Source organism: Daejeonella sp., from assembly GCF_037719425.1.
In the GTDB taxonomy this organism is placed as follows: domain Bacteria; phylum Bacteroidota; class Bacteroidia; order Sphingobacteriales; family Sphingobacteriaceae; genus Daejeonella.
Genome location: NZ_JBBJNI010000078.1, coordinates 3,603 through 18,731, shown reverse-complemented (window position 1 = coordinate 18,731; position 15,129 = coordinate 3,603). Strand labels below are relative to the sequence as shown.

General features: G+C 45.2%; 11 protein-coding genes and 1 pseudogene. 5 read left to right on the top strand and 7 right to left on the bottom strand.

What is annotated here, in order from left to right; genetic code table 11:
• Positions 1-515 precede the first annotated feature (515 nt).
• On the top strand, positions 516-1,412 hold the full coding sequence (locus WKF69_RS11435; protein WP_340382022.1) for a 3-hydroxybutyryl-CoA dehydrogenase: 897 nt from the start codon (positions 516-518) through the stop codon (positions 1,410-1,412).
• A 124-nt stretch (positions 1,413-1,536) separates the two neighbouring features.
• On the opposite strand, the gene argS is transcribed toward WKF69_RS11435, so the two are convergent.
• Positions 1,537-3,315, bottom strand: a complete 1,779-nt coding sequence (gene argS / locus WKF69_RS11430) for an arginine--tRNA ligase (protein ID WP_340382020.1) — start codon at positions 3,313-3,315, stop codon at positions 1,537-1,539.
• A 27-nt stretch (positions 3,316-3,342) separates the two neighbouring features.
• Positions 3,343-4,290 carry an arginase gene (locus WKF69_RS11425; protein ID WP_340382018.1) on the bottom strand — a complete coding sequence of 316 codons (948 nt, stop codon included), beginning with the start codon at positions 4,288-4,290 and terminating at the stop codon, positions 3,343-3,345.
• 97 nt (positions 4,291-4,387) lie between these two features.
• Here WKF69_RS11425 and WKF69_RS11420 point away from each other — a divergent pair, with 97 nt between their 5' ends.
• Together WKF69_RS11420 and WKF69_RS11415 are read left to right on the top strand one after the other, a co-directional pair.
• On the top strand, positions 4,388-5,770 hold the full coding sequence (locus tag WKF69_RS11420) for an arginine decarboxylase (RefSeq protein ID WP_340382017.1): 1,383 nt from the start codon (positions 4,388-4,390) through the stop codon (positions 5,768-5,770).
• Positions 5,771-5,942: 172 nt separating this feature from the next.
• Positions 5,943-6,473, top strand: coding sequence for a DUF695 domain-containing protein (locus WKF69_RS11415; protein WP_340382016.1), 531 nt, complete (start codon positions 5,943-5,945; stop codon positions 6,471-6,473).
• Here the strand turns inward: WKF69_RS11415 and WKF69_RS11410 are convergent.
• From WKF69_RS11410 to alaS, 5 genes and pseudogenes are all read right to left on the bottom strand, one after another.
• Positions 6,470-7,189, bottom strand: a complete 720-nt coding sequence (locus WKF69_RS11410) for an RluA family pseudouridine synthase (protein WP_340382014.1) — start codon at positions 7,187-7,189, stop codon at positions 6,470-6,472. The genes WKF69_RS11415 and WKF69_RS11410 overlap by 4 nt on opposite strands.
• A 29-nt stretch (positions 7,190-7,218) precedes the next feature.
• Complete coding sequence (locus tag WKF69_RS11405; protein WP_340382012.1) at positions 7,219-7,908, bottom strand: response regulator transcription factor; 690 nt, start codon at positions 7,906-7,908, stop codon at positions 7,219-7,221.
• 103 nt (positions 7,909-8,011) lie between these two features.
• Positions 8,012-9,109 carry a TlpA disulfide reductase family protein gene (locus WKF69_RS11400; RefSeq protein WP_340382010.1) on the bottom strand — a complete coding sequence of 366 codons (1,098 nt, stop codon included), beginning with the start codon at positions 9,107-9,109 and terminating at the stop codon, positions 8,012-8,014.
• Positions 9,106-10,578: an Asp-tRNA(Asn)/Glu-tRNA(Gln) amidotransferase subunit GatB gene (gatB, locus tag WKF69_RS11395; protein ID WP_340382008.1), complete on the bottom strand. Its 1,473-nt coding sequence runs from the start codon at positions 10,576-10,578 to the stop codon at positions 9,106-9,108. Before gatB ends, WKF69_RS11400 begins: the two co-directional genes overlap by 4 nt.
• 117 nt (positions 10,579-10,695) lie before the next feature.
• Positions 10,696-13,321: pseudogene (gene alaS / locus WKF69_RS11390) on the bottom strand (alanine--tRNA ligase).
• Between the two features lie 737 nt (positions 13,322-14,058).
• Here alaS and WKF69_RS11385 point away from each other — a divergent pair.
• The gene (locus WKF69_RS11385; RefSeq protein WP_340382007.1) at positions 14,059-14,394 is read left to right on the top strand and encodes a MerR family transcriptional regulator; all 336 of its coding nucleotides are present in this window, start codon (positions 14,059-14,061) and stop codon (positions 14,392-14,394) included.
• Between the two features lie 2 nt (positions 14,395-14,396).
• Positions 14,397-15,129 (top strand): diacylglycerol kinase family protein (locus tag WKF69_RS11380; RefSeq protein ID WP_340382005.1); only part of this gene is annotated, 733 nt, incomplete at its 3' end.

Here is a 15,129-nt window from a genome sequence, read left to right as displayed (position 1 = left end):
TCGAAAAACCGCCCTTCACCTATAAAATGATTATCAACTAAACGCCTACTTCAAATAATTTATTTAAATAATTGGTTGCATACCCAATAGGCAACGGGTACTAATTTGCAAGGATAGCTGTTTTCGCACACATATCTGTATTTGACGTGTCACCTTAGCGTAACAAAGGTGTTGCGGATAAGGATATTCTTAAACGATCTATTACTTCTATGTACATTACTTCCTTTTCAAATAATTGACTATTAATTAGTTAGCTAATTATCGTTTATGCCCCTGAGAACTATTTTTAATGTAACGGTACAAAGATTTTGAATTAATTATTCTTGAAAAGAGTGGCTTTTTTGAAATTAACACACGCGTTTTTCGGCTTCTAAGAGATTTGATATTTATTACCTTTGCCAAATACAATCGGTGCTCTGGCATCTTATTTCTTCAAAAAATATTCTTTATATGAAATCTGCATGAGCCTGCCTGCCGCAGGCAGGTTCATCACCATTAAAAACAACTATATACAGATGAAAATTATTTCAGTGATCGGCTCGGGTACCATGGGAAATGGAATAGCGCATACTTTTGCACAGTCTGGCTTCAAGGTAAACCTGATAGATCTTTCGCAAGAAAGGATCACAGCTGCGCTGGCTACCATCGATAAAAATCTGGAAAGGCAGGTGTCTAAAGAAATAATTACCGCCGCACAAAAGACAGAGGCACTCGCGAATATCAAAAGCTTCACCCAAATGGATCAGGGGGTGAAAGAATCAGATCTGGTTATTGAAGCCGCCACTGAGGACATGAATATCAAGCTGAAAATATTTGCCGATCTGGATAAGCTTTGCAAACCTAAGGCTATCCTCGCTTCAAACACCTCCTCCATTTCTATAACTAAGATCGCCGGTGTAACAAGCCGTGCTGACAAGGTAATAGGCATGCATTTCATGAATCCTGTACCGGTTATGAAACTCGTGGAAGTTATCAGGGGCTTTAACACCTCCGATGAAACTACAAAAACAATAATGAGCCTTGCGACAGATATACATAAGGTGCCGGTTGAGGTCCACGATTATCCGGGCTTTGTGGCCAACCGCATCCTGATGCCGATGATCAATGAGGCTATACAATGCCTTCATGAAGGTGTAGCAGGAGTTTCCGAAATTGATACGGTAATGAAGCTGGGAATGTCTCATCCCATGGGACCCCTGCAGCTAGCGGATTTCATTGGCCTGGATGTTTGCCTCGCTATTTTGAACGTACTCTACACCGGATTCGGAAACCCTAAATACTCACCTTCGCCCCTCCTGGTTAATATGGCTGCCTCCGGACAATTAGGAGTTAAGTCCGGCAGCGGGTTCTACGATTATAAGGGAGGTGGTAAAGACTTGGTTATCTCGAAGAAATTTAGAAGGAGTAGTTAGAGAGTATTCAGTAATCGGTATTCAGTGCTATCAGAACAAACGTTTTATCGACATGGATACTGAACACTGATTACTGATTACTGTTTACTGAACACTGATTACCGATCATCTTCACCGATCCAACTCACATCCGATCCGGCACCCTAATCCCCAGCAGCCTCATGCTCTTATTAATAACCGAGGCCGTCGCCGAAGCAAGGTCGAGCCTGAAATTTCTCACGTCGGCTTCTTCTGCCTTCAGAATGCTTTCTTCGTGGTAAAACTTATTAAATAGCTTGGCAAGCTCAAACACATAGTTTGCGATCTGCGCCGGACTGTATTCCTTTGCCGAAGCTGCAATCACATCCCGGAATTTCGAAAGGGTAACAATCAGGTCTTTTTCCAAAGGGGTGAGTGCCTGCGTGTAGCTCTGACTCAATTTGCCACTATAACCAGCCTTTGCCATTACCGAGCGGATTCTGGCGTGAGTGTACTGTATAAATGGCCCGGTGTGGCCCTGAAAGTCTATCGATTCATTAGGATCGAACAGCAGGCGTTTCTTAGGCTCTACTTTTAACAGGAAGAATTTGAGCGCGCCCATCCCGATCATCTCGTAAAGTATGCCTTTTTCTTCGTCCGAAAAACCTTCAACTTTTCCAAGGTCCTCTGTCCTCTCCTTTGCAGTACGGATCATCTCGTCCATCAGGTCATCCGCATCAACAACAGTTCCTTCCCGCGATTTCATTTTTCCTGAAGGAAGGTCGACCATACCATATGAAAGATGGAACAGCCCCTTTGCCCAGCTCTTGCCTAATTTCTCAAGGATCCGGAAAAGCACTTTGAAGTGGTAGTCCTGCTCATTCCCAACCACGTAAATAGACTTATCCATTTTGAAGTCGTCGTACTTAAGCTGTGCGGTTCCCAGATCCTGGGTAATGTATACAGAAGTGCCATCAGCACGAAGAACCAGTTTCTGGTCAAGACCGTCTTCTGTCAGGTCAATCCAGACAGAGCCATCCTCTTTTTTAAAGAATACCCCACTCTCCAGTCCTTCGTCTATGGTGTCCTTACCTAACAGGTAGGTATCAGACTCATAATAGTATTTCTTGAAATCAACGCCGAGCTTCTTATAGGTTTCACCAAACCCTTCATAAACCCATCCGTTCATTTTTGCCCACAGCTCTTTAACAGCCGGATCGCCAGCCTCCCATTTTAAAAGCATTTCCTGCGCCTGCTTTATAACCGGTGCATTTTTCTTCGCTTCATCCTCCGTTTGGCCGGCCGCAACCAGTTTAGAGATCTCCTTTTTATATTCCTTATCGAAAATGACGTAATATTTTCCAACCAGGTGATCACCTTTCAATCCGGTGCTTTCGGGTGTTTCATTATTCCCGAACTGCTCCCAGGCGAGCATGGATTTACATATATGGATTCCCCGGTCGTTAACCAGGTTGACTTTTATCACATCATATCCATTGGCTGATAGTATCTGAGCGACAGAATATCCCAGCAGGTTATTTCTAACGTGACCCAGGTGCAGAGGCTTATTTGTGTTTGGCGAGGAATACTCAACCATTACCTTTTCGCCGTTCGGCTCGAACTGTCCGTAATTTGTATCGAGGATATTTGTTAGAAGGCAATTTGTCCAGTACTCATCAGAAATAGATAGATTCAGAAAGCCTTTGATCACATTAAAATCAATGACGTCAACAAGATGTTCTTTTAGGTACTCGCCAATGTCCACGCCCGTTTGTTCGGGTGTCTTTTTAGAGAACCGGGTGAATGGAAAGGTAACGACGGTTATCTGACCTTCAAACTCTTTGCGGGTTTCCTGGATTACGATCTTATCGGCTTTAACTGCTGTACCGTAAAGCGCTTGTACAGCCTCAATAATATTCTGAACTATTTTATCTTCTATCGCCATATTATCCGGGCAAAGCCCCGTACTATTCTAAAGGTTAAGTATTGTGTCGCTGGCATGCCGCAAAATCTCAAAGGCATTTTCCGACATCAGATTATCTTTATCAAGCGTTGGATTAACTTCCGCGATTTCAAAGCAGCAAACCTTCTTATTACTCACCAGTTTCACCACCAAAGCTTCGGCTTCTGTCTTGGTCATACCGCCCGGTACAGGTGTGCCCGTTCCTTTCAGGTGTGACGGGTCCAGTGAATCCACATCAAATGAAACATATATCAGATCACAATGATCCAGATACATCAGTGTTGCATCAGCAATCTTCTCAACACCTTCTTTACGGATAACTGAAATTGGGTAGATCTTTACCGTATTTTTGTCAAGCAGGTATTTCTCCTCCTTTTCAAAATCTCTTAGGGCAATATAAACAAGGTCGCCATAAGTTATCTTCGGCGCAATGTTGCCTATATTCTTTAACTGGTACCAGTAATTCAGCGTTTCCTGATCCGGTGTATTTACCCTGCATTCTAAATTATCTTCATCCAGCAATACCGCGATAGGCATACCGTGCATATTGCCGGAAGGCGTAGTATAAGGGGAATGAATATCAGAATGTGCGTCAACCCAGATCACTCCTACCTTCAGTTTCGGGAAGGCTTTCCTGATGCCGGATACTGTACCAGCCGAGCAGCTATGATCTCCCGAAAGGACGACCGGGAATTCTTTGTTCAGAAGAGTTTTGCAAACTTCATCAGCGATCCGTTCTGTCATTGTCAGCACACCTGAGATCCGCTTAGCATGTGCATTCCCGGACGATTCAAGAAGCAGGTGGTTCTCATTTGGAATTTCGGTCAGCTTGTGCTGCTTGAAAAAACGGCTCCCGAAGTCAAGTGCAGCAATTTTTATCGCATCGCTTCCAAGGCTTGACCCTCTTGTCCCGGCACCAATTTCTGACTTGACTTCTATGATTCTTAATTCCCGCATATCCCTTGTGCTTAGCAAAACCCAGATAGAAACTTTTACACGCTGGTGTATGTTCTATGCTATATGCTTTTTATATCTTTGCCAAAATTATAAAAAAATGCAGAGTTACGCGGAGTTTCTTGATTTAAGCGTTGGCTTCCCCCAGGAAGGTTTTGATATCATCGATGATGAGCTTTACTTCCATGATTTAAACCTCATGGAAATGATTGAAACTTACGGTTCCCCCTTAAGGTTTACCTACCTTCCTATCATTAGCAAGAAGATACAGCAGGCAAAACTGCTTTTTCAGGGCGCTATAGTAAAGAACAACTACAGGGGCAGTTACAAATATTGCTATTGCACAAAAAGCTCGCACTTCCGACATATTGTTGAAGAAGCATTAAAGAACGATATTCACCTTGAAACGTCTTCTGCATTTGATATGCCGATGATTGATGCGCTGGAAAAGAAAGGCTCATTAAACAAAGACATCACGGTTATCTGCAATGGATTTAAAACCTTCCAGTACAAGCAATATATCATTGATATGCTTCATGATGGATATAAAAACATCGTGCCTGTTCTGGATAACAAGGAAGAATTCAATATCTACGATGATGAATTAGATATCCCCTGTATCCTCGGTATCCGCATCGCGGCAGAGGAACAGCCTGACTCACAATTCTATACCTCAAGGCTTGGTATCCGGCTGGAAGATGTGATCGAGTTCTACAATCACAAGATCGCCCAGAAACCTAACTTCAAGGTGAAACTGCTTCACTTCTTCATTAATTCAGGTATTTCTGATACCCCGTATTACTGGAACGAGCTGGAGAAATACGTGACCCTGTATTGCAAGTTCAAAAAGGTCAACCCTGACCTCGACACGCTTGACATCGGCGGCGGTATGCCATTCAAAGATTCACTGGTTTTCGATTTCGACTATGAGTACATGGTTAACGAGATCGTAAAGCGCATCAAAGAGATCTGTGCTGAGCACGATGTGATCGAGCCGGATATCATTACCGAATTTGGAAAATACACCGTAGCGGAAGCTTCTGGTATCTTATATAAAGTATTAGGACGTAAACAGCAGAACGACCGTGAAAAATGGCTCATGCTGGATGGTTCTTTCATTACAAACCTTCCCGATGTTTGGGCCCTTAACCAGAAATATATCCTGGCGCCCGTTAACAATTGGGATTCTGAATATGAGCGTGTCAACCTTGGCGGCATTACCTGCGACGGACAGGATTATTATAGCCAGGAAGCCCACATGAACAACGTATTCATGCCTAAAACACGTAAGGTACAATATCTTGGCTTTTTCCACACCGGTGCATATCAGGAAGTACTAAGCGGGTATGGCGGTATTCATCATTGCCTGCTCCCTTCTCCCAAGCATGTTATTATTCGCCGAAACCGCGATGAGACTTTCAATTTTGAAGTTTTTGGCGAAGAGCAGAATAGTAAGCAGGTTTTGAAAATACTGGGATATTAGCTGGGCAGAGAGTTTTACCGCAGAGATTTGTAACCGCAGAGGACGCAAAGTTTTCGCAAAGTTCGCAAAGTAGGATGAAAAACTTTGCTAAAGTTATATTATACGTTGCGCGTATTTTGCGTACTCTGCGTTGTACTCGGCGTACTTTGCGGTTAATTATATGCACTTTAAAATGAAGAACCTCTATCTCTTGCTACTCTCCCTCCTCCCCTTAGTATCCTGCTCCCAAAGCAAGAAAGCGGAGAATACCGCCCAGCCGAAACCTGCTGCCGTAAAACCCGAAGATGTTTTCACCACCCTTAAGTTCGAGCTTGATGGCAAGCCGTGCATTGCGGTTATAAACAAGCAGTACAAGAATTACAAGAACAAAGCGATGTTTCCGCTTTCACTATTCGTGCAGGTAAATACTACCGACAAGGATCAGAACGGACACCCTACAGAAAAAGAAGCTGTGATTTTTCATGAGCTGCAATCCCGGATCATACGGGAGCTGAGTGCAGCTTTCAAATACTGCCATGTGGGGACAACCACGATGAACGGAACCCGCGACATTCTGCTTTACATTAATTCCAAAGACCAGAAGAAAGCATCGGCAATCCTGAATAAGATCAGGGATGAGAATAAGCGCTTTGCCTCGTATACTTTTGAACCGGACCCGGAATGGGAAGCTGTCGCCTCATTCTACGAAGCGGTATCAAATTAAGCGTCGAACTTATCCAGTAACTTGATCAGGGTTGCGAAGTCCTTAGGGTAAGGCGCCTCGAATGACATCTCAGTATTCTCGTCGATCTTAAAAGTGATCTGCCTTGCATGCAATGCAAAACGCTTCATGATCGGAAGCTCCTCCTGATCCTTGCCGATCTTATACCCGCGTTTGATCTGGGACAGAAATACTGGCAGACCGCCATACATCTCATCACCTGCAATATTAGCCCGCTGTGAAGCCAGGTGGATTCTGATCTGGTGCATCCTGCCCGTAATCGGCCTGCACTCTACCAGGGTATAATGCTTATAGTATTTGAGTGAATTAAAGATCGTTTCGGCTGCTTTTCCTTCCTGGCGATTGATCGCCACATTCTTCCCGCCAAGGTTCAAAATTGGAAGATCCACATGCAGATCCTCGAAAACCTGAGTACCATTAATTACCGCATGATAAACCTTATTCACCTTGCGATGTTCAAACTGCATCGAAACAAAGCGGTAAGTTTCCGGATTTTTAGCAATGATCAAAGCCCCCGAGGTCTCCCGGTCAAGCCGGTGACAGATCTGCGCATCATCAGAGTATTGCTTCGCCAAACGCAGAAGGTTGATCTCTCCCCCTTCCCGGTCATCAAGCGAGCTTAAAAACGCCGGCTTATTGACAACAATAAGATTGTTATTTTCAAAAAGGATGAGGTCTGAGAATGCTGGGAATTTCACGGGCAATGGATTATGCCGCAAAGGTAGGCTTATTTCTCCTCAAACTTATATCCCACCCCCTTAACCGTACTTATATACCGGTCGCCGAGCTTTTCACGCAGCTTGCGGATGTGAACGTCGATGGTGCGGTTAGTTACCACAACCGACTCTTCCCATATTGCATTTAGGATAACGTCGCGGGTGTAAACTTTGCCGGGCCTGGAGGCCAGCAGATATAATAATTCGAACTCCTTTTTAGCTAAAGTAATCCGTTCTCCATCACGGAAAACAAGATATGCCTCACGGTCTATGATCAGGTCGGCGATCTCCAGCTTATTGCCTTCTTCAGCTTCGGCCTGCACATTCCGCCTTAATATAGCGTTAACACGGCTCACAAGCGCCCTTGGCTTGATCGGCTTGGCGATATAATCATCAGCGCCGACATTGAAGCCTGCTATTTCAGAATACTCCTCGCTTCGTGCAGTTAAGAAAACCATGAATGTATTCTTAAACTCATTCATTGATCTTAAGATCCGGCAGGCTTCGATACCATCCATCTTAGGCATCATGATATCCAGAATGATCAGATCAGGGAGTGTCCGTTTCGCTTCAGTTACAGCCTCCTGGCCGTTAGTAGCAGTAAATACCTGGTAACCTTCCTTTTTCAGACTGTATTCTATCAATTCCCGGATATCCGGTTCATCATCAACAATCAGGACCTTATGCTTAGCTGTACTCATAGATGGATTATTTTTTATAAAAGTAAGCTGTTAATTACACTATCGCGTTAAGCGTAGATTAAGAAATTGTAAAGACTCACAATGAGTTAACAATTTCGTATTCTTATTTCAATGTCTCCGCAAGGAATTTCTCCAGCTCAACTCCCCTTAAATTCTTAGCCACGATCTTACCGGACCGATCCAGCATAAATGAAGCCGGGATCCCTTCCACCTTATATAGAGCAGCAATTTTGCTGTCCCAGCGCTTAAGATCAGAAACATGCTTCCAGTTGAGATTATCAGAGGCGATGGCCTTCATCCAGTCACCTTTATTATCGTCCAGGGATACGCCAAGCACATCAAAGCCCTTGGCTACGAAAGCTTTGTGCTGTTTTACAATATTCGGATTTTCATCCCTGCAGGGCCCGCACCATGATGCCCAGAAATCAAGCAGCACATACTTGCCTTTATATTCAGATAATTTGATCGGGATGCCCTCAGGGTTGTTTAACACGAAATCGGGCGCTTGCTGTCCGACAGATACTGGTTTTAATCCGTCCATCTTGGCCACAAATAACATTACGGCTTTGTTCTTCGGGAATTTTGTCTTAATCTCCTCAGCGTATTTGAGCAATTCTAGCTCGTATTTATTCTGATCTATGGTACCTGCCGCATAAAATGCTGCAAGGTTATCTTTATTATCCTCAACAAATTTAAAAACGGTCTCAGAGTATTTGTCCATGTTCGCCTGGAACTCCGGCATTAGCGCATTGTAAACAGAATCCTTCTTTGACATATCTCTAGACACCTCTGACGCATACCGCTGCTGCAGCTCCTGATATTTCTTACCAAAATCGGCCTGTATCGTATTAATAGTCTGAACCTTGATAGATTCATCAGAGCCCTCAATACTGTAAGTGTTCGTCGTATCCGTGTAATTGGTCCTCAGATCGATCTCCTCGCCATTCTTTCCGATGATCAGGAAGTTCTTTTCGCCGATAACCAGGGTATAGAAATTCGCATCGGGTGCAACACGCCTGAATTTGAATTCGCTTTCCTCGTTCAGGAAGGCTGAGTCAACGAGTGAATCGGCTTCGTATAAGAGTATCTTCTTAACCTCGCCGGGATTTTCAACTTTCCCGGTAATATTAAGCTCATTACTGTTTTTGCAGGATGCTGCAAAAAGGATTGCCCCAAAGGCTGCTATGATTAATTTCTTCACGATTTATGTTCTAATTTTTCTACTACTAATTTACTTGCCTCCTGGGGATTGATCTTACCCTTCGACTTCTTCATGATATCTCCCATGAAAAGACCCAAAACGCCTTTTTTACCATTCTGGTATTCTTTTACCTTATCGGGATAACTTCCCAGCACCTCTTCTATAATACTGCTCAGCTCGTCGTCGGCTGTATCGATTAGTACCTCCAGTTCGATTGCTGCCGCTTCGGCTGAAACGCAGGGCTTAGCGATCATCTCAGGAAACACTTTCTGAGCCGCAACTGAATAATTCAGCTTCCCTGCCTCGATCAATGCGATCAGGCCTGCAAGGTCATACGGCTTGATACTAAGATCTGTTATCGTTTTACCCTGCTCGTTCAAATGAGATCTCACCGGGCCGTTCATCCAGTTGGCTGCCGACTTATAATGCGCTGTATGCGATGCTAATGCGTCAAAATACTCAGCCGTTTCTTTCTCAGCTGAGATTAGTGATGCGTCGTACTCGGAAAGACCGAATTCAGATGTATAGCGGCTGATCTTTTCCGCAGGCAGCTCCGGTATGGAAGCTGCAATTTCGTTAATATATTCTTCGCTCAGAACTAATGGCTGAAGATCCGGCTCCGGAAAATACCGGTAATCATTAGCCATTTCCTTCTTGCGCAGCGGACTGGTGCTGCCAGTTTCCGCATCAAAGTTAAGTGTGTTTTGCTCTACATGCCCGCCGGCTTCAATGATGCCCACCTGGCGTACAAATTCATGGTCGATTGCCCGCTGTAGATTCCGGATCGAGTTGAGGTTCTTTACCTCACAACGGTTCCCGTATTCTATAGCACCTTTCAAACGGATCGAAATATTTGCATCACAGCGGATACTTCCTTCTTCCATATTTCCGTCACAGATATCCAGGTATTTCACCAGCTTCCTGATCTCATTCAGATATGCTGCAGCTTCAGCAGCCGAGCGGATATCCGGTTCCGATACGATCTCTATCAAAGGAACACCTGCACGGTTAAGATCGATCAGTGAATCATGCTCATCCTGATCATGCATGCTCTTGCCGGCATCATCCTCCATGTGGATCCGGTAGATCCTGATCCGGGATTTAGTCTGATTGGCAGTTTGTATATCTATATAACCTGATTTACAGATCGGCTCGCTGTCCTGAGTGGTCTGAAATCCCTTCGGAAGGTCGGCGTAGAAATAATGCTTGCGGTCGAAATGGGTATGGGTATTTATGCCGCAGTTTGTTGCAAGCCCCATCTTGATGGCATACTCAACAACTTTCTTATTTAACTTTGGAAGTGTTCCCGGGAGGCCCAGGCTTACCGGGCTGACGTTCTCATTCGGGCCAGCGCCAAAACCTGCAGAGTCTGTAGAAAAAATCTTGCTCGCAGTCGATAGTTGCACGTGCACCTCAAGCCCGACTACAAGTTCGTATTTTTCTTTAACCGTATCTAGGGCATTCGTCATTTGTATGCAAATATACTTATTATGAGTGGAGAGTGGAAAATTGAGAGTGGAGAGTTGCCAGTGTGCGCTTATACAACGGTATTCGATAACCGTTGTCCTACTCTCAACTCTCCACTCTCAACTGATAAATGTTCTCGCCTTAATTAACGCTCTCTCTAATCCGGAAGAATCCTTTCCCCCCGCAGTAGCAAAAAACGCCTGTCCGCCGCCGCCGCCCTGGATCTCTTTTGCCAGTTCACGTACGACATTACTTGCGTTCAGGTTTTTCTCCTTCGGAGATCATTACGGTTAGACTAGGCTTGCCGTCTGTTTCAGCAGCAAGCACCAGGAACACATTATCGAGGATATCTTTGATAGAATAAGCCAGATTCTTAACCGCATCGGCATTCGGCAGTTCTACCTTTTGAGCAAGGAAGTTTACGCCGTTTATGTTCTCAGCCAGCTTGGCCAGCTCATGCTTTAATCCTGCAGAACGCTCGAGGGTATTTTTATCGATCTCCTTTTTCAGACGGTTGTTCTCTTCAATAAGAGTCTCTACTGCTTTCTGAAGGTCCTTTGGATTTTTAAGCAATTCTTTAAGGCCTGATACCTGGCCTATCTGCTCGTTAAGATATTGCTCCGAGCGTTCACCTGTTATCGCCTCTATCCGGCGGACCCCTGCGGCAACCGCGCTCTCTGAAATTATCTTAAAGTATCCGATCTGTCCGCTTGCCTTAACATGCGTTCCCCCGCAAAGCTCTTTCGAGAAATGATCATCAAAGGTGATCACCCTTACAAAGTCGCCGTATTTCTCGCCAAATAGTGCGGTAACTCCCGATTTAAGCGCGTCCTGGTATGACACTGAGCGTTCTTCCTTCAACTGGATATTCTCCCGCACCTTCATATTCACTATTTTTTCTATTTCCCCCAGCTCTTCAGCACTTACTTTCGAAAAATGCGAGAAATCAAAGCGCAGGTAGTCGTCATTAACCAATGATCCTTTCTGGTTCACATGGGCTCCCAGAACCTGCTTCAAAGCAGCATGCAGCAAATGGGTTGCCGAGTGATTATTCTCGGTATTGGTCCGTTTTGACGGATCAACCATAGCCCAGAACGAGCCGCCAAGCTCATCGGGCAAAGTATCCAGGTAATGGATGATCAGGCCGTTTTCCTTTTTAGTATCTGTTATCGAGTATTCAAACAGGCGCGAAGCATCTTCCAGTTTGCCCGTGTCTCCTGCCTGACCGCCGCTTTCGGCATAGAATGGCGTGCGGTTCAATACAACCTGGTATTGTTCTTTCCCTTTGGCAGTCACCTTGCGGTAGCGTAAAATCTGGCATTCAGATTCCAGCTCGTCATAGCCTAGAAATTCAACTTCATCGCCGGAGCTTACTACAACCCAGTCGCTGGTATCAATTGCAGTAGCTGCACGTGAGCGGTACTTCTGTTGCTGAAGCTCGGATTCAAAAGCCTCCATGTCTACCGACCAACCTTTCTCCCGCGCCATCAGCTCGGTAAGGTCAATCGGGAAACCGAATGTATCATATAGTTCAAAAGCAAAGTCGCCTTTGATCACTTTATCTGATGTTTCAAAACGCTCGAAGCGCTGTATCCCTGTTGCTAAAGTCCGCAAGAAAGAGTTCTCCTCTTCCAGCACCACCTTCTGTACAAAATCCTGCTGTTTCTTCAGTTCCGGGAAGACGCCGTCAAACTGCTCTGCCAGGATAGGCACCAGCTGGTTTAAAAAAGGCTCCTTAAAGTTCAAAAAGGTATATGAATAACGTACCGCACGGCGAAGGATCCTGCGGATCACATAACCAGCCTTGTTGTTCGAAGGCAAAGTGCCATCGGCAATACAAAAACAGATCGCCCGGATATGGTCTGCCATAACCCGCATCGCAACAGCCCCACCCCAACCCTCCCCGGAGGGGAGGGAGTCGCCGTCATAAGGAATTCCTGATTTTTCCGAAATAAACTGAATAAGTGGCTGAAAGAGATCCGTATCGTAGTTCGAATTTTTCTTCTGGATAACCCTAACCAAACGCTCCAGCCCCATGCCCGTATCGACATGCTGATTGGGAAGCTTTTCCAGCGAGCCGTTCTTCAGGCGGTTGAACTGCATAAAAACGTTATTCCAGATCTCTATCACCTGCGGGTCGTCATTATTAACGAGCGACTTGCCGCTAACTTTCAAGCGCTCTGCTTCCGGGCGCATATCTACATGGATCTCAGAGCACGGTCCGCACGGGCCGGTCTCCCCCATTTCCCAGAAATTATCTTTCTTGTTCCCGGGAATGATCCGGTCTTCGGCTATATATTGTTTCCAGATATCATAAGCTTCCTGGTCTTTCGCCAATCCTTCCTTCTCATCCCCTTCAAAAACCGATACATAAAGCTGATCCTTCGGGATCTTATAAACTTCCGTCAATAGCTCCCAGCTCCAGGCAATAGCTTCCTTTTTAAAGTAATCGCCAAAGCTCCAGTTGCCCAGCATTTCAAACATGGTATGATGATAAGTATCAATTCCCACCTCTTCCAGGTCATTATGCTTGCCCGAAACACGAAGGCAGCGCTGCGTATCCGCCACCCGGGAGTACTTGATCGGGGCTTCACCCAAAAACACTTCCTTAAACTGGTTCATGCCAGCATTGGTAAACATCAGTGTCGGATCGTTTTTAACCACGATCGGCGCCGATGGAACTATCTGGTGCCCCTTCCCCTTAAAAAAATCTAAAAATCCCTGTCGTATTTCATTGGTGGTCATGGGTGCAAATATAAGGAGATGAACTGAGATATGAGATTTGAAGGGGTTCTAATTGCATGGAACAGAATTAAACACAGAGGTCGCAGAGTTTTCCGCTGAGTGCGCGGAGGTTTTCGAAACTCAAAATTTCACTCTGTCTTCTCTGCGTAAAACTCTGCGCACTCTGCGGTTAAATAAAACGCAGTGCAGACACTTCCCTCAATAGAACCACAAACCCGCGTAATCTAAACGGGGGCGCAGCGGCAGCTTTTGGCACCTGCCAAATTTCAAATTCACCTCCCGCGTAATTGCCAAAACTATAGCGAAGCACACGGCTGCACTGATCCATTAGCACAGGAATTGCTTTTCAAAAAGTCTTGAAAGATATCTATCACACACAGCTGCATTTAGCTGATCTGCATTAACCGGAAAAGTCGCAGATTTTTACCTGCGTAATTTAAACCGGAGTACCGGAGTTCCCTCAGTCGTGCCTCCTTCGGGATGACGGCGTTTTTTTAAAGTATGGGAAAACGATGCGGCTAATGGCCACAATCATTTTCCCACCCCTGAACTCTAATAGTACCGCAGAATTCTTACTTAATTCTATCAAAAACTCCGCGTTCTCTGCGCCTGCCTACCGTCAGGCAGGTAAAACTCTGCGCACTCTGCGGTTAAATAAACCGTGGTGCATTTCGCACTTCCTCAACCTCTTTTCTTTTTGAATTTTATCTTACATTTATGGCACAAATTTGCCTTGCATGCCCTACAAAGATCGCGACATAAACAAACTCTACTACACCATGGGTGAAGTCACTGAGATGTTTGACGTTAACGCCTCGCAGATCCGCTTCTATGAGCGTGAGTTTGATATCCTTCAGCCCAAGAAGAATAAAAAAGGGAACCGGCTCTTTACGCCGGACGATGTGGAGAACCTGAAGATCATTTTTAACCTCGTTAAGGAAAAAGGCTTTACCCTTCAGGGCGCCAAAGACCATATCCGGAATAATAAAGGTGAGGTTAAGGAAAACCAAAAGGTGATTGACTCGTTAGAAAAGCTGAAACAGTTTCTCCTCGAAGTCAAAGAGAAGCTTTAGCCATGAAGCAGCCCGTAAAGACAGCAAAAAGCCGTACCAAAGTCTTATTTGTTATAAACCCTAAGTCAGGGACAGCGCGTGAGGACACCCTCAAAGAACTGATCTCAGAACAGGCCGCATCCCAGAATTTCGATTTCCAGATCTATAACATGATGGGGGATGACGAATCACGCATCACCACCGAGGTCAAAAGGTTCCGCCCGTCTATTGTGGCCGCGGCTGGCGGTGACGGCACAGTAAAGCTCCTCGCCGCGATCCTTGCCAATACAAAGATCACCCTCGCCATTATCCCCTACGGCTCTGCCAACGGAATGGCAAAGGAGCTCAGCATTACCGATATTAATGCAGCCTTAAAGCTCCTTTCCAAAGGGAAGAAACAAACCATCGACCTGATTGATATCAATGGGGAGATCTGTATCCACCTTGCCGATGTAGGCTTAAACGCACGGGTGGTAAAACGCTTTGAAAAAGATCCCAAACGTGGAAAATTAACCTACGCCAAGCACCTGTTCGGGGAAATGTTCTTCTTGAAAAGCTATCGCTTTAATATTGCCTATGATGGGCAGGAACTTTCGACGAAAGGTGTTTCGATCACCTTTGCTAATGCCATGAAATATGGCACCGGGGCGGTAATAAACCCCCACGGCATCCTCGATGATGGAAAGTTCGAGCTTGTTATTGTAAAGCCGTTCCCGCGGGTGCAGCTTTTATCCATAGCCTGGAAAATGTTTATGG